Origin of the sequence: Yersinia pekkanenii, assembly GCF_001152565.1 — a bacterium.
Taxonomy (GTDB): Bacteria; Pseudomonadota; Gammaproteobacteria; order Enterobacterales; family Enterobacteriaceae; genus Yersinia; species Yersinia pekkanenii.
The window spans coordinates 52,669-69,107 of record NZ_CQAZ01000019.1 but is presented as its reverse complement, the minus strand read 5'-3'; the positions used below and the strand labels follow the sequence as shown (position 1 = coordinate 69,107).

The window sequence follows — 16,439 nt, the reverse complement described above, 5'->3', positions numbered from 1 at the left end:
TGTTTATCGCTGTGCCCCTTTTTATTTTCGCTGATCTACCCTAAATCGTATCCGTGTTACGCGGTTTCTAAATAGGTTTTGGCGGCATAGCGGACATTCTCTATTTCATCTAACAATTCAAGCCATTCAGGTTGTAGATCTTGTAAGTCTGCTTGCTGACGCAATTGCTGCTCAATCGTCATGCAGAGCTGCTTCAAACGTGGCACTCCGCTACATGCGCAGCTACCATGGAATTTATGGATCAGGCTCAGAATATCTGTGTCATTGCTACCGGCGAGAATAGCCTGCGTACGAGCTGTCACTTGTGGCATAAATTCTAACAACATAGTTAAGAGATCTTTGGCGAGATCCTCTTTATTTGCTGCTTGCCTGACTGCCAGTGACCAATCTATTGCCTCCTCACATTCCGATTGCGTTATCAGTTGGATATCCGCCTCCACATTGAGTGGTGGAGAACTATCAGGTTGATAACGAGATAGCGCTTGTAGCAGCCGAGCTTCATCAATGGGTTTTGCCAGATAGTCCGCCATACCCAGTTTTAATAGTTGTTCTTGCTGCCCTCTGACAGCATGAGCCGTCACGGCAATGATCGGGGTATCCAGATGATGCGACATCTGATGAATCACTTCACTGGCACGGATACCGTCAATTTCCGGCATTTGGATATCCATTAAAATGATATCCAGTGTGTTTTCGCGGGCATAGGCGATGGCTTTTGCACCACTGTCACATAACACCGTTTGTTCGACTTGCTCTTCAAGCAGGGTACCCATTAATTTCAGGTTAGCCGGGTTGTCGTCAACTGCCATCACTTTAAAGGGCAACTTAGGCAATTTATCGGGTTGCTCTGCCATCGGTAATTCACAGAGAGGTTCTTCTGATAGTAATAAAGGAATCAATCGATTAGATGATAATGGTTTGATCAGGCAGGCTTTGGCCCCTATCTGTTTAAGTTGTTCGGCCTCTACCTGTGACTGACTTGGCAATGCCAGAATAACCCGTTCAGCGATTTTCAGTGCCGCTACCAATTTATCCTGATGGACTGCCATATTATTGCGGAACGGAATAGGCACCCCAACCAGCAGGAAATCATAATGCTGTCGCGGCAGTTGCGCTAACGTCGGGCTATGGGTCACCTGCAAGGGGGTGATGCTCAGAATATCCAATGCTGCTTTTGCCGCAGAGGTATTGCGCTCAATATAGGCCAGCGTTTTCCCCTCTAAGTACGACATATCCGGATGGCGATAAGAGAGTGTTTCGTTAAGATCCAGTGTGAGGTGAAATCTAAAGGTTGAACCGCGATCTACCTGGCTGTGGAAGCTGATATCACCCCCCATCTCTTTGACCAATCTTTCGGTAATGACCAACCCAAGCCCGGTACCACCATGACGGCGGGATATACTGGCATCTGCCTGACGAAAAGCTTGGAATAACTGCGCCTGTTGGGATTCGGAAATACCGATACCAGTATCGTGAATTTCGACTACCAGTGTGACTTGTTGTGCCGTTTTTGCCTGCACGGTGATCAGAATATCGATATTGCCCTGTTCGGTGAATTTAATCGCATTACCGAGCAAGTTCGTGACAATTTGCTGCAAACGCATCGCGTCGCCGATCACCTGCTCAGGGACATCATTGTTAACCTGCAGGGTCAACTCCAGCCCTTTCTCATGGGCGGTGTGTGCCAGCAGGATCATCACTTCATCCAGAGCGCCTCGGAGTGGAAAGGGAATGTGCTCAAGGATCAGTTTTTCGGCCTCCAACTTAGAGAAGTCCAGAACATCATTAATAATACATAACAAGCTGTTGGCTGAACGCTGGATGGTTTGTAAATAGTCGATTTGCGTTGGTGTCAGTGAGGTTTTCAAGGTTTGGCGAGTAAAGCCAATCACGCCATTCAGTGGGGTTCGCAGCTCATGGGACATATTGGCCAAAAACTCAGATTTAATGCGTGCGGCTTCCTGAGCGCGCTTTTTCGCCAACCCCAGTTCGACGTTTTGTATCTCCATCTGTTCCAGGGTTTCGCGCAAGTCTGATGTGGCTTGATCGATATTTTGCTGCATCTCTTCGTGATAGGCCGTCAGCGACATGGCCATTGAGTTGATGCCGTTTTTCAGAATATTCAGCTCACCGAGCATATGCCCTTCGACCCGGCTATCTAATTGCCCACGGCGAATACGGTCCACCGTATTCACCATATTACGGATTGGACCGGTGACATCACGCATCAGACGATAAGCAAACAAAATAGCCACACACATACAGAACAGCAGTAGCAGGGTTGAAATGAAGATTTCTTTATATTGCTGCAAGCGCACGGATTGTAAATCCAAATCCATGGCGATATAGCCTAATGGCCGCTGGGTTATATCTGAGTCTGAGGCCCGGTCATTGGATAGATAGGATTCAGAAATAATAGGCATACGCATAACCAGAGAGTCGCCGCGATAAGACAGCATCAACGAATTGGGAATGGGTTCGCCTTTGGGCAACCTTAATTGTGAGGAATTGTAATTATAGTTAGATGTGACAAAAAGATTATTATCTGCGTCAAAAACTGATATTGACCGAACAATATTTGAGTGTCGGCGGTGAAGCAGATTAATCAACTGACGGACAGTATCGCGGTTGCGGAAGGTCATTCCGTATTCACTGGCGACAGCCAGCGGTTCAATAATATTAGCGCCCGAATTAACTATTTGATTTTGCAATTCATTATAACGATTAACCATAAAGGAAGTACTGAGTAACAGCCCAAGAAGCAGTGTGGGGGCCAGGATTAAAATCATCATGCGCGCGCGAAGACTGTATTTGGTCATGGTATTCCAATGTGGGAGAATTAGCCGCTGACTAAGCCGATGCTTGATCAATCAATATGACGCAATTCTACTCTCCAAACTGACGTGTGACGACCCGGCAAACGATAACAGCGATAGTTAACTCTCTTGATCCTTCAAACCGAGTCGGTCGCCAACAAGGCAACGCTATCTTTGTGCTATCAGTGTTTGTCTGCCTGTCAGTTAGGGGCATGTGGACAGGTGTTGGTCGATAATGGGTCATTGCTGGTTTTACGTCACCTTGATACATTAGACTGCCCACATCGGGCATCTTGAATCTATGGCGCTGTTGATGCAGGAGCCAGGGGTCGTAAAGTAGGGAGAAGTTATGGTTGCGGTACGAAGTGCACATTTGAATCCGGCGGGCGAGTTTGCTCTCGACGATTGGATTGCCAGTTTGGGGCTTCCCAATCCGCAGTCATGTGAGCGATTAGCCGAAACCTGGCGTTACTGTGAGCAGCAGACGCAAAACCACCCTAATGCCTCGTTGTTGTTGTGGCGCGGCCTTGAAATGGTTGAGATCCTCTCTACTCTGAGCATGGATAACGACAGTATGCGCGCGGCGCTGCTGTTCCCGTTGGTTGATGCCAATGTGGTGGACGAAGTAACTTTGACCGAGCAATTTGGCAAAGGGATTACCTATCTGGTGCACGGTGTGCGCGATATGGACGCCATCCGTCAGTTAAAGGCCACCCACAATGATTCCATGAGCTCTGAGCAAGTGGATAACGTGCGGCGTATGCTGTTGGCGATGGTGGAAGATTTCCGCTGCGTGGTCATCAAGTTGGCAGAGCGTATCGCTCATCTGCGTGAAGTGAAAGATGCACCGGAAGATGAACGGGTGCTGGCCGCCAAAGAGTGCTCCAATATTTATGCTCCGCTGGCTAACCGGCTGGGTATCGGTCAGATCAAGTGGGAGTTAGAAGACTTCTGCTTCCGCTATCTGCATCCCGATGAATATAAGCAAATTGCCAAATTACTCCACGAGCGTCGTATCGATCGTGAACAATTCATTGATGATTTCGTCGCTTCATTGCATAAAGCTATGGCGGCTGAGGGCATCAAAGCCGATATTTATGGTCGGCCGAAGCATATCTACAGTATCTGGCGCAAAATGCAGAAGAAGTCGCTGGCCTTCGATGAGCTGTTTGATGTGCGTGCCGTGCGGGTAGTGGTCGAGCGCTTACAAGATTGTTATGCCGCATTGGGGATCGTTCATACCCATTTCCGTCATTTGCCTGATGAATTCGATGATTACGTCGCTAACCCTAAACCCAATGGTTATCAGTCGATCCATACGGTAGTACTTGGCCCTAACGGGAAAACGCTGGAAATTCAAATCCGTACTCGTCAGATGCATGAAGATGCCGAACTGGGGGTCGCAGCACACTGGAAGTATAAAGAAGGTGCTGTAGCGGCGGGCCGCTCCGGCTATGAAGGGCGCATTGCCTGGTTACGTAAGCTGATTGCCTGGCAGGAAGAGATGGCCGATTCCGGCGAGATGCTGGATGAAGTGCGCAGTCAGGTATTTGACGACCGGGTGTATGTGTTTACCCCGAAAGGCGATGTTATTGATTTACCTGCCGGTTCTACACCGCTGGACTTTGCTTACCATATCCACAGTGATGTGGGGCACCGTTGCATTGGTGCCAAAATCAGTGGCCGAATTGTCCCCTTTACCTATCAGTTGCAGATGGGTGATCAGATTGAAATTATCACTCAGAAAGAGCCTAATCCAAGCCGTGATTGGCTGAATCCTAACCTCGGTTATGTCACCACCAGTCGTGGGCGCTCCAAAATACATAACTGGTTCAGAAAACAAGATAGAGACAAGAATATTCTTGCTGGCCGGCAGATGCTGGATGACGAACTGCAACATCTGGATATCAGCCTGAAAGAGGCCGAAAAGCTGCTGGTTCCGCGCTATAACATGAATTCGATGGATGAAGTGTTGGCGGCCATTGGTGGTGGTGATATCCGTCTTAATCAGATGGTGAACTTCCTGCAAGGGAAACTGAATAAGCCGACGGCAGAAGAGGCTGATTTACAAGCATTACGTCATCTGAATAATAAGCACCAATCCGCGCCACGTAACGCGAGTAAAGACAGTGGGCGTATTGTGGTCGAAGGTGTTGGTAATCTAATGCACCATATTGCTCGCTGCTGCCAGCCAATCCCTGGTGATGAAATTATTGGTTTTATTACTCAAGGGCGAGGGATATCCATTCATCGCACCGATTGTGAGCAATTGGCTGAATTGCAGTCACATGCGCCAGAGCGAATTGTTGATGCAGTCTGGGGGGAAAGTTACTCCAGCGGTTATTCTCTGGTGGTGCGGGTGACCGCGAATGACCGCAGTGGCCTGTTGCGTGATATCACCACCATTTTGGCGAACGAAAAAGTCAATGTACTGGGTGTTGCCAGTCGCAGTGATACCAAAAAGATGGTCGCAACCATCGATATGGACATTGAAATCTATAACTTGCAGGTGTTGGGCAGGGTGTTGGCCAAGCTGAATCAGTTGCCGGATGTTATTGACGCCCGTCGGCTCCACGGCAATTAAAACTATCTATAGCCAAAGTCATTGGAGTTGCAGGTAGGCGGCAAGTAAACGAATCCCGATGAGCTTACTCCGGTAAGTCATTCGGGTGAGTGAGCGCCGCTAACAACCCAGCAGCTTCAAGGACGAAGGATATAAACGGCTACTGCGCTTTGGTATATTGATATTGGGCAGTGCTCGCCCTCCTCACGTACCGGTTTTTATAAGATCAGGTGTTCGCTCCGGGGGCTGTGCGCTGGCCGCAATCAATCTGCCTGCGCTCGCTACGCCTCGAATTTTAAAAAGCAAAAAAAGTGAATGAATTCAGATGAACCAGCCAATAACTACCCCTGATACCACCGCCTTAGCTCTGCAACGTTTGCTGGATATTATGCGTACTCTGCGTGATCCGGAGCATGGCTGCCCGTGGGATCGTAAACAGACTTTTGACACGATCGCTCCCTATACATTAGAAGAAACTTACGAGGTGCTTGACGCGATTCAGCGTAAGGATTTTGACGATCTGCGTGATGAACTGGGCGATTTGCTGTTCCAGGTGGTGTTTTATGCCCAAATGGGGCAGGAGCAAGGGTTGTTTGCGTTTGACGATGTTTGCCATGCTATCAGCGATAAGCTGGTACGCCGTCATCCACATGTGTTCCCTGATGCGCCGCAAAACGCCGCAGAGGTAGCCATCGGCGGTGAGGCCGCACTGGCGGGCTGGGAATCTCGTAAAGCCGAAGAAAGGGCGGAGAAAGCGCTGTATTCGGCATTGGATGATATTCCTGATGCACTGCCGGCGCAGATGAAAGCCCATAAAATCCAGAAACGCTGTGCCTCGGTTGGGTTTGATTGGGACACCCTGGGGCCGGTGCTCGATAAAGTCTACGAAGAGATCGATGAAGTGATGTTCGAAGCGCGGCAAGCTGTCGTGGACGAAGAGAAACTGGGCGAAGAAATTGGTGACTTACTGTTTGCTACCGTTAACTTATCCCGTCATTTAGGCCATCAGGCTGAAAATGCCTTACAGGCTGCTAACCGTAAGTTTGAACGGCGTTTTCGTCAGGTAGAACAAATAGTTACGGCGTCAGGTCGAACCATGGAGAGCGCGACGCTTGATGAGATGGAAGCCGCCTGGCAGCAAGTTAAACAGCAAGAAACTGAAATGTAAGGTGTTTTAATTCATTTGACCGATGGTTGTTGAATTTTAATTGCGTTAATATATTGAATTATAACGGATCGCAAGACGATGTTCCGCGCGGTTTTGGCCGCGAAAACGGCCACTGGCGCGGAGATCATTTGTAGCGAAACCAAGGTTCGAGTATACTACTTTCCCGTCTTGGTTCTTCCATCGTCTTTAAACCTAAACTCTCAGGTTCAGCATGACAACTAATTATATTTTTGTGACCGGCGGGGTCGTATCCTCTCTGGGTAAAGGCATTGCCGCAGCCTCTCTGGCGGCTATACTTGAAGCCCGTGGCCTCAACGTAACCATCATGAAACTGGACCCGTATATCAACGTGGATCCGGGCACCATGAGCCCGACTCAACACGGGGAAGTTTTTGTCACCGAAGATGGTGCTGAAACCGATCTGGATTTAGGGCATTACGAGCGTTTCATTCGCACCAAAATGACCCGTCGTAACAACTTCACTGCTGGTCGTGTCTATTCGGAAGTTCTGCGCAAAGAACGCCGTGGCGACTATCTGGGTGCCACTATTCAAGTTATTCCTCATATCACCAATGCCATCAAAGAACGTATCATCGAAGGCGGCGAAGGCCACGATGTAGTGCTGGTTGAGGTTGGTGGCACCGTAGGCGATATCGAATCCCTGCCATTCCTGGAAGCTATTCGTCAGATGGCGGTAGATGTTGGCCGCGAGCATACTCTCTACATGCACCTGACATTGGTTCCTTATCTGGCAGCGGCCGGTGAAGTGAAAACTAAGCCAACGCAACATTCGGTAAAAGAGCTGCTTTCTATCGGTATTCAGCCAGATGTGCTAATTTGCCGTTCTGATCGTGCAGTTCCTGCTAATGAACGTGCCAAAATCGCCTTGTTCTGTAATGTGCCGGAAAAAGCGGTTATCTCACTAAAAGATGTTGATTCCATTTATAAAATCCCAGGACTATTGAAATCACAGGGCCTTGACGATTATATTTGTAAACGATTCAGCTTAACTTGTCCTGAAGCAAATCTCGCAGAATGGGAACAGGTATTATACGAAGAGTCGAACCCAGGTGGCGAAGTGACCATTGGGATGATCGGCAAATACGTAGAATTACCCGATGCTTATAAATCTGTGATTGAAGCTTTGAAGCACGGCGGGTTGAAAAATCGTCTGACGGTGAACATCAAGCTGATTGATTCGCAGGATGTTGAAACACGTGGCGAAGAGATGCTGAAAGGACTGGATGCTATTCTTATCCCAGGGGGCTTCGGCTACCGTGGGGTAGAAGGCAAGGTTCTGGCAGCAGGTTATGCCCGTGAACACAATATTCCTTATCTGGGCATTTGCCTGGGTATGCAAGTTGCACTGATGGAGTTTGCCCGCAACGTTGTGGGGATGGAAAACGCGAACTCCACAGAATTTGTGCCAGACTGTAAGTATCCGGTGGTTGCATTAATCACCGAATGGCGTGATGAAGACGGCAACGTTGAAGTGCGTACGGAAGAAAGCGATTTGGGCGGTACCATGCGTGTGGGCGGGCAGCAATGCCAGCTGACCGAGGGTAGCCTGGTACGCCAGATGTATGGCGAACCTACCATCGTTGAGCGCCATCGTCACCGCTATGAAGTCAACAACATGTTGTTGAAGCAGATAGAAGCTGCCGGAATGCGGATAGCGGGGCGTTCTGCGGATAACAAACTGGTGGAAATTATTGAGTTGCCAAACCACCCATGGTTTGTGGCTTGTCAGTTCCATCCAGAATTTACTTCGACGCCGCGTGATGGTCACCCGTTGTTCGCCGGCTTTGTGAAAGCGGCTGGTGATTATCAGAAGCGCCAGGTGAAATAAAATATTTGGTAGAAGGGGCGGCAGCGATGTCGCCCCCTCTGTCTGGAGTTTTAGTTTAACTTGTACTGAGGAAAGTCTAATGTCCAAAATCGTTAAAGTCATCGGTCGCGAAATCATCGACTCTCGTGGTAACCCAACTGTAGAAGCTGAAGTTCATCTGGAAGGCGGTTTTGTTGGTTTGGCTGCGGCACCATCAGGTGCTTCTACCGGTTCCCGTGAAGCACTGGAACTGCGTGACGGTGACAAATCCCGTTTCCTGGGCAAAGGCGTTCTGAAAGCCGTTGCTGCGGTAAATGGCCCAATTGCTCAGGCAGTTATCGGTAAAGATGCGAAAGACCAGGCTAACATCGATAAGATCATGATCGATTTGGATGGTACTGAGAACAAATCACAGTTTGGTGCTAACGCCATTCTGGCTGTTTCTCTGGCAGCGGCTAAAGCCGCAGCCGCGTCTAAAGGCATGCCTTTGTACGAGCACATTGCTGAACTGAATGGCACCCCAGGCAAATTCTCTATGCCACTGCCAATGATGAATATCATCAACGGCGGCGAACATGCTGATAACAACGTTGATATTCAAGAGTTTATGATTCAGCCCGTGGGCGCTAAAACGCTGAAAGAAGCGGTTCGCATCGGTTCTGAAGTGTTCCATACTTTGGCTAAAGTTCTGAAATCCAAAGGCATGAGCACCGCAGTAGGCGACGAAGGCGGTTATGCACCAAATCTGGGTTCTAACGCCGAAGCGCTGGCTGTTATCGCTGAAGCGGTAAAACTGGCAGGCTACGAACTGGGTAAAGACATCACTTTGGCTATGGACTGTGCGGCTTCTGAGTTCTACAAAGAGGGTAAATATGTTCTGGCTGGCGAAGGCAACAAAGCCTTCACTTCTGCAGAGTTCACTCACTTCCTGGAAGACTTGACCAAACAGTACCCAATCGTTTCCATCGAAGATGGCCTGGACGAATCTGACTGGGCTGGCTTCAAATACCAGACCGAAGTCTTGGGTGACAAAATCCAGTTGGTGGGTGATGATCTGTTCGTAACCAACACCAAGATCCTGAAAGAAGGTATCGAGAAAGGCGTTGCTAACTCAATCCTGATCAAATTCAACCAGATCGGTACTCTGACCGAAACTCTGGCGGCGATCAAGATGGCGAAAGACGCAGGTTACACCGCGGTTATTTCTCACCGTTCAGGCGAAACCGAAGATGCTACCATTGCCGACTTGGCAGTAGGTACCGCAGCAGGCCAAATCAAAACGGGTTCTATGAGCCGTTCTGACCGTGTTGCTAAATACAACCAACTGATCCGTATTGAAGAAGCGCTGGGTGACCGCGCACCATTCAACGGTCTGAAAGAAGTGAAAGGCCAGTAATTACTGCGCTTTGCCTTCGGTAAAACAGTTTGTTGATAAAACCCGCTTCGGCGGGTTTTTTTATGAGGTCAGCCCCCACTCAATCGCCCCATCATCTTGTTATCTCTTGATTTAGCGCTGCGAGATTAATCTGAATCTAACCTGTAACCCTCTTCTGACTCACATCTATAGTCCCGTGGCCGTGCAGATAATTCATCATCCGTTATCCTTAATGAGTATCTGAATGATTAGATAATAATGCATAAAGGAAGATAACCGATGAAACTGAAATACTTAACGTTACTGGCGATGCTTTTCACCGGCAGCGTAATGGCTGCCGAGGTTACCGTCACCATGAATGAAGCACTACCCGAAGGAAATGGTAAAGCATTGGGCACGGTCACCGTGACAGAAACCCCCTATGGTTTACTGTTTTCGCCCCATCTGGCCGGGTTGGTCGTGGGTATTCATGGTTTCCATCTACATGAAAACCCAAGTTGTGCACCGGGACAGAACGACGGTAAGGCCGTACCCGCGCTTGCCGCAGGTGGTCATTTTGACCCGAAAAAAACTGGAGCGCATCTGGGGCCTTATAACGACAAAGGACATCTGGGGGATTTGCCAGGATTGGTGGTGAATGCCGATGGCACCGCCAGCTATCAGGTATTAGCTCCGCGCCTGAAATCATTATCTGAGCTGAAGCAACACGCCCTGATGATCCATGCCGGTGGCGATAACTATGCCGATCATCCGATGCCATTAGGCGGTGGTGGCGCACGTATGGCCTGTGGGGTGATTGAGTAACGTACTGATACCCGCCAAACTGGCAGCCCCGTTTTTCGGAGCAATTGCCTTGCCAGTTTGGTCACAGCCAGAGAATCTGCGATAATCGCTCATTGACCCTAATAACGATGAGATACAGATGCGGTACCCGATTAATGAGATGTTCCAAACCTTGCAAGGCGAGGGTTACTTCACCGGTGTACCGGCGATCTTTGTGCGCTTGCAGGGCTGCCCGGTAGGTTGTAGCTGGTGTGATACCAAACACACTTGGGAAAAGGACGCTGATCGGGAAGTCGATATGCAACGCATTATGGTGAAAACCGCAGAAAGTGATGTCTGGGGGGAAGCCAGCGCACAGCAGTTATTAGATATTTTCTCTCAGCAGGGATATACCGCACGCCACGTTGTCATCACTGGCGGAGAGCCCGCTATTTACGACTTGTTCCCCTTAACCTCATTGTTGGAGCAGGCCGGTTATAGCTGCCAGATTGAAACCAGCGGCACGCATGATGTACGGTGTTCAGCGACGACGTGGGTGACGGTTTCGCCAAAAGTGAATATGCGTGGTGGTCTGAAAGTATTATCGCAGGCATTGCAACGCGCCGATGAGATTAAGCATCCGGTTGGCCGCATGCGGGATATCGAGGCATTAGAGGTGCTGCTTGCCACGCTGGATGATGACAAAAAGCGGATTATTGCGTTACAACCCATCAGCCAGAAAGACGACGCCACCAAGCTCTGTATTGAAACCTGTATTGCCAAGAATTGGCGGCTTTCCATGCAGACGCATAAGTATTTAAATATCGCCTGAGATGCAGGGCGTGGTAGCGCCCTGACGAATGATTACCCGCGATTTATTAGCCGCGATAAATACAACCCGCCGAACAGGTCTCTTTTACCATCACCGCGCTGAGTTCCGACAATTGAGGTTTAAGCTGTTGCCAAATCCAACTGGCCAGTACTTCGCTGGTTGGATTTTCCAAACCGGGAATATCATTCAAATAATGATGATCAAGACGTTCCCAAATCGGTTTAAATGCGGCTTTCAGCTCGGCGAAATCCATCACCCAGCCGGAGTGAGCATCAACTTCTCCGGTAACCTCGATACGGATCATAAATGAATGACCGTGCAAACGGCCGCACTTATGACCTTGCGGGACGTGGGGCAGCCGGTGGGCGGCTTCAAACTGAAAATCTTTAAATAGCGTAGTGCTCATAGTTCTGACCTTATTGACTCAAAAACCGCCGCATAGTACCGGAAAGCACCGATACTGGCTATGTTAGTCCGTAACAACTACGACTGTTCGGCCCGCTATATCGTTATTTATTCCACGTATCTTACTGATTTTTATATAAACGTAACCTCGCACGAGCCTGATGTAACCGCAAGTAAATTTTCCTAATAAGTTGAACACTTTAACTCATAGTTATTACCTGAAAAACTGCTTAGTCGTTTTAGTTATTTATTATTTCTATTGCTTCTTTAATTGTTATTATCGGGATGGTTAACCTTACAAACAATCAAGTTTTTTAGGCGCAAACTGTGCGTGGCTAAGCATAAGGGAATTCGTACTGCAATGACGACTCAGGCTCCTCCTACTTCTTTACTTCCGCTATCGCCGGAGCAGTTGGCCCGCTTGCAAACTGCGGTTAGTGAGTTTTCCCCAATCCAGATGGCATGGTTGTCCGGTTACTTCTGGGGCATGGTTAACCCGCAACCCGGCGCAGTTGTTGCTCCTGCTGTGGCAGCACCACCTGCGTTAACGATTACCCTGATTTCTGCCTCTCAGACCGGTAATGCACGGCGTTTGGCTGAACAGTTACGCGATGATCTTTTAGCGGCCAAGCTTAACGTCAATCTGGTGAATGCCGGTGATTATAAGTTTAAGCAAATTGCGCAGGAACGGCTGCTGATTATCGTTGCGTCGACACAAGGGGAGGGTGAGCCAGCAGAAGAGGCTGTTGCACTGCATAAATTCCTATTTTCTAAAAAAGCCCCAAAATTATCCGAAACCACTTTTGCGGTATTGGGCCTGGGAGATACGTCATACGAGCATTTTTGCCAGTCGGGTAAAGATTTTGATAGCAAGTTAGCCGAGCTTGGCGCTCAACGGTTACTGGATCGTGTCGATGCCGATGTGGAATATCAGGAATTGGCACAACAGTGGCGTCAGCAAGTGGTTACGGCGTTACAGGCCAGAGTTCCGACGCAATCTACGGCAGCGGCGGCAGTAACACAAAGTGGTATTGTCGATGAGATAACCTCCAGCCCTTATAGCAAGACCGCACCACTGACTGCGCAGTTATCGGTCCAGCAAAAAATAACCGGCCGTAACTCAGAAAAAGATGTGCGTCATATTGAAATTGAGTTAGGTGATTCAGGGCTACGCTATCAGCCGGGAGATGCGCTGGGGGTGTGGTTTGATAATGATCCGGCTCTGGTGGAAGAGTTGCTGGCACTATTGTGGCTTAAAGGTGACGAATTGGTCAGCGTCGATGGGCAGAATCTGCCGCTATCACAGGCGCTGCGCAGCCATTTTGAACTGACACAAAACACCACAGTGATCGTCGATAAATATGCGGCACTTTCCCGTGATGAAACGTTGATTGCATTGCTGGCAGACAAACCGGCGCTGCAACAATATGCGCAATATACTCCGATCGTAGACATGGTGCGCCAGGCTCCATCTGATCTGAATGCCGATCAACTGATGGCCTTATTGCGCCCTCTGACGCCACGCCTTTACTCCATTGCTTCCGCGCAGGCTGAGACTGAAAATGAAGTGCATATTACCCTGGGTGTGGTGCGTTATGACATTGATGGCCGCCCACGTAGCGGGGGGGCTTCAGGCTATCTGGCTGACCGCCTCGAAGTGGATGGCGATATTCGCGTATTTATCGAACATAACGATAACTTCCGCCTGCCAGCCAACCCGGAAACGCCTGTCATCATGATCGGCCCAGGCACCGGTATTGCGCCATTCCGCGCCTTTATGCAACAGCGTGAGGTCGATGGGGCTGGCGGTAAAAATTGGTTGTTCTTTGGTAACCCACATTTCACCGAGGATTTTCTCTATCAGGTTGAATGGCAACGCTATGTCAAAGACGGTTTGCTGACTCGCATTGATCTGGCCTGGTCGCGCGATCAGGCTCATAAAATATACGTACAAGATAAACTGCGTGAACAGGGCGCAGAACTGTGGAACTGGATCCAACAAGGTGCCCACATTTACGTCTGTGGCGATGCTAATCGCATGGCGAAAGACGTCGAACAGGTTTTACTGGGCGTGGTGGCTGAGCACGGTGCGATGGATACCGAGCAAGCTGATGAATATTTAAGTGAACTGCGCCTGGCGCGCCGTTATCAGCGGGATGTGTACTGATGAATGAAAAATACCCTGGGCCACTGGTGGTGACCGGTAAGCTCTCCGACGGTGAGCGCATGAAGTCAGAAAGCAATTTACTGCGCGGGACTATTGCAGAGGACTTGAATGACGGGCTGACCGGCGGCTTCAACGGCGATAACTTCCTGCTGATCCGCTTCCACGGCATGTATCAGCAAGATGACCGCGACATCCGTGCTGAACGGGTTGAACAGAAGCTTGAACCACGCCATGCCATGATGCTGCGGTGCCGTTTGCCGGGGGGGATTATTACCCCACAACAGTGGCTGGGAATTGACAAGTTTGCGGCAGACAACACGTTATACGGCAGTATCCGTATTACCAACCGCCAGACATTCCAGTTCCATGGCATTCTAAAGGGTAATGTTAAACCCGCTCATCAGTTACTTAACCAATTAGGTTTGGATGCGCTGGCAACAGCGAACGATGTAAACCGTAATGTGCTCTGTACTTCAAACCCGGTGGAGTCAGCGCTGCATCAGGAAGCCTATGAATGGGCAAAGAAGATTTCTGAACATTTGCTGCCGCGTACCCGCGCTTATGCTGAAATCTGGCTGGATGCGGAAAAAGTGGCAACCACTGACGTAGAACCTATTCTTGGCGCGACTTATTTGCCGCGTAAATTTAAAACCACAGTGGTCATTCCGCCGCAAAATGATGTCGATCTGCATGCTAATGATCTCAACTTCGTTGCCGTGGCAGAAAAAGGCAAACTGATCGGTTTTAACGTGCTGGTGGGCGGTGGGCTATCCATTGCTCATGGTGATAAGAATACATATCCACGTAAAGCGAGTGAATTTGGTTATATCCCGCTGCAACACACTTTGGCTATTGCTGAAGCCGTCGTCACTACCCAGCGTGATTGGGGCAATCGTACTGATCGTAAAAATGCCAAGACCAAATACACGCTGGAGCGTGTCGGTGTTGATACTTTTAAAGCTGAAGTTGAAAAACGTGCTGGTGTCAGCTTTGGTGCCATCAAACCCTATCAGTTTACCGGCCGTGGTGATCGCATTGGCTGGGTCAAAGGTATCGATAAAAAGTGGCATTTGACCCTCTTTATCGAAAATGGCCGCTTGCTGGATTACCCCGGCCGCAGTCTGAAAACCGGTGTGGCTGAGATTGCTAAAATCCATCAGGGCGATTTCCGTTTAACCGCCAATCAGAACCTGATTGTGGCGGGGGTGCCGGGAAAAAAGCAAGCCCGCATTGAAGCATTGGCCCGCGAGCACGGTTTGATGGATGACAGTGTTAGCCCGCAGCGCGAAAACTCCATGGCGTGCGTTTCGTTCCCAACTTGCCCATTGGCAATGGCGGAAGCTGAGCGTTTCTTGCCGGAGTTTGTGACCCGCATTGAAGGGATTTTGCAACAACACGGTTTGCCTAATGAACATATTGTCATGCGCGTCACCGGCTGCCCGAATGGCTGTGGTCGTGCTTTACTAGCTGAAGTTGGGCTGGTGGGAAAAGCGATGGGGCGCTATAACCTGCATCTGGGTGGCAACCGTGAAGGCACTCGGATACCGCGTATGTATCGTGAAAACATTACCGAAGATGAAATTCTGGCGATTACCGACCAGTTAGTCGGGCGCTGGGCTAAAGAGCGCTATGCAGATGAAGGTTTTGGTGACTTTGTTATTCGCGTCGGTGTTATTGCTCCGGTGATAGATTCAGCCCGCGACTTTTATGATGTCCAGGAGGTGGTGTGAGCCAATTCAATCTCAATGAACTTAACGCGTTGCCGAAAGCGGAACAAGCCGCGGCCTTGGCGCTGGTTAATGGGCAACTGGAGCATTTAACCGCGCAAGAGCGCGTCAGTTGGGCATTAGAAAATCTGCCCGGTGAGTTTGTGCTCTCTTCCAGTTTTGGTATTCAGGCGGCAGTTTGCTTGCATTTGGTGACGCGTCAGCGGCCTGATATCCCGGTGATCCTCACGGATACCGGCTATCTGTTTCCGGAAACCTATCAGTTTATTGATTCTCTGACTGAACAACTGCAACTTAATTTGCAGGTCTTTCGTTCCCCGCACAGCCCTGCCTGGCAAGAAGCGCACTATGGCAAGTTATGGGAGCAGGGTGTTGAGGGTATTGAACGTTATAACGATTTGAATAAAGTGGAGCCAATGAATCGGGCTTTGGCGACGTTGGGTGCTCAAACCTGGTTTGCTGGCTTACGCCGCGAGCAATCTGGCAGCCGATCACAGCTACCCGTGCTGGCGATTCAGCGTGGTGTATTCAAGTTGTTACCCATTATTGATTGGGATAACCGTCAGATTTATCAATATTTGACACAAAATGGCTTGAGCTATCACCCTTTGTGGGATCAGGGCTATTTATCGGTCGGTGATACCCATACAACCCGTAAATGGGAGCCAGGTATGAGCGAAGAAGAAACTCGGTTCTTCGGCTTGAAACGGGAATGTGGCCTGCATGAAAGCTAATGCGCATTTTTCAAACTAGCGTTGCAATGTGTGTTGCATTTGACTCCACTAGCCGTTTGAAC

The 16,439-nt window shown here is 49.4% G+C and carries 11 protein-coding genes; 9 read left to right on the top strand and 2 right to left on the bottom strand.

Features of this window, described 5'->3' with window-relative positions; all coding sequences use genetic code 11:
• Positions 1-56: 56 nt before the first annotated feature.
• Complete coding sequence (gene barA, locus AEP37_RS11375; protein WP_049613397.1) at positions 57-2,819, bottom strand: two-component sensor histidine kinase BarA; 2,763 nt, start codon at positions 2,817-2,819, stop codon at positions 57-59.
• A 346-nt stretch (positions 2,820-3,165) separates the two neighbouring features.
• Between barA and relA the strand changes: the two genes are divergently transcribed.
• The 6 genes from relA to queE all read left to right on the top strand — a co-directional run bounded on the left by relA (position 3,166) and on the right by queE (position 11,344).
• Positions 3,166-5,400, top strand: coding sequence for a GTP diphosphokinase (gene relA, locus AEP37_RS11370; RefSeq protein ID WP_049613394.1), 2,235 nt, complete (start codon positions 3,166-3,168; stop codon positions 5,398-5,400).
• A 304-nt stretch (positions 5,401-5,704) separates the two neighbouring features.
• Entirely contained in the window at positions 5,705-6,547 is an 843-nt protein-coding gene (mazG, locus tag AEP37_RS11365) for a nucleoside triphosphate pyrophosphohydrolase (protein ID WP_049613393.1), read from the top strand.
• A 211-nt stretch (positions 6,548-6,758) separates the two neighbouring features.
• Positions 6,759-8,396 carry a glutamine hydrolyzing CTP synthase gene (gene pyrG / locus AEP37_RS11360; protein WP_049613391.1) on the top strand — a complete coding sequence of 546 codons (1,638 nt, stop codon included), beginning with the start codon at positions 6,759-6,761 and terminating at the stop codon, positions 8,394-8,396.
• 79 nt (positions 8,397-8,475) lie between these two features.
• Complete coding sequence (eno, locus tag AEP37_RS11355) at positions 8,476-9,771, top strand: phosphopyruvate hydratase (protein WP_049613390.1); 1,296 nt, start codon at positions 8,476-8,478, stop codon at positions 9,769-9,771.
• 258 nt (positions 9,772-10,029) lie between these two features.
• Positions 10,030-10,554 (top strand): superoxide dismutase family protein, encoded by a 525-nt coding sequence (sodC, locus tag AEP37_RS11350; protein ID WP_049613388.1) that lies wholly within the window; start codon positions 10,030-10,032, stop codon positions 10,552-10,554.
• 118 nt (positions 10,555-10,672) lie between these two features.
• Entirely contained in the window at positions 10,673-11,344 is a 672-nt protein-coding gene (gene queE / locus AEP37_RS11345; protein ID WP_049613387.1) for a 7-carboxy-7-deazaguanine synthase QueE, read from the top strand.
• 46 nt (positions 11,345-11,390) lie between these two features.
• Here the strand turns inward: queE and queD are convergent, their stop codons facing one another.
• Positions 11,391-11,750 carry a 6-carboxytetrahydropterin synthase QueD gene (gene queD / locus AEP37_RS11340; protein ID WP_049613386.1) on the bottom strand — a complete coding sequence of 120 codons (360 nt, stop codon included), beginning with the start codon at positions 11,748-11,750 and terminating at the stop codon, positions 11,391-11,393.
• 360 nt (positions 11,751-12,110) lie between these two features.
• Between queD and cysJ the strand changes: the two genes are divergently transcribed.
• The 3 genes from cysJ to AEP37_RS11325 are packed head-to-tail and all read left to right on the top strand — an operon-like array spanning position 12,111 to position 16,377.
• The gene (gene cysJ, locus AEP37_RS11335) at positions 12,111-13,916 is read left to right on the top strand and encodes an NADPH-dependent assimilatory sulfite reductase flavoprotein subunit (RefSeq protein WP_049613385.1); all 1,806 of its coding nucleotides are present in this window, start codon (positions 12,111-12,113) and stop codon (positions 13,914-13,916) included.
• Positions 13,916-15,646 (top strand): assimilatory sulfite reductase (NADPH) hemoprotein subunit, encoded by a 1,731-nt coding sequence (gene cysI / locus AEP37_RS11330; protein WP_049613384.1) that lies wholly within the window; start codon positions 13,916-13,918, stop codon positions 15,644-15,646. The genes cysJ and cysI overlap by 1 nt, the downstream gene beginning before the upstream one ends.
• Complete coding sequence (locus AEP37_RS11325) at positions 15,643-16,377, top strand: phosphoadenylyl-sulfate reductase (RefSeq protein ID WP_049613383.1); 735 nt, start codon at positions 15,643-15,645, stop codon at positions 16,375-16,377. Before cysI ends, AEP37_RS11325 begins: the two co-directional genes overlap by 4 nt.
• The last annotated feature ends 62 nt before the right edge of the window (positions 16,378-16,439 follow it).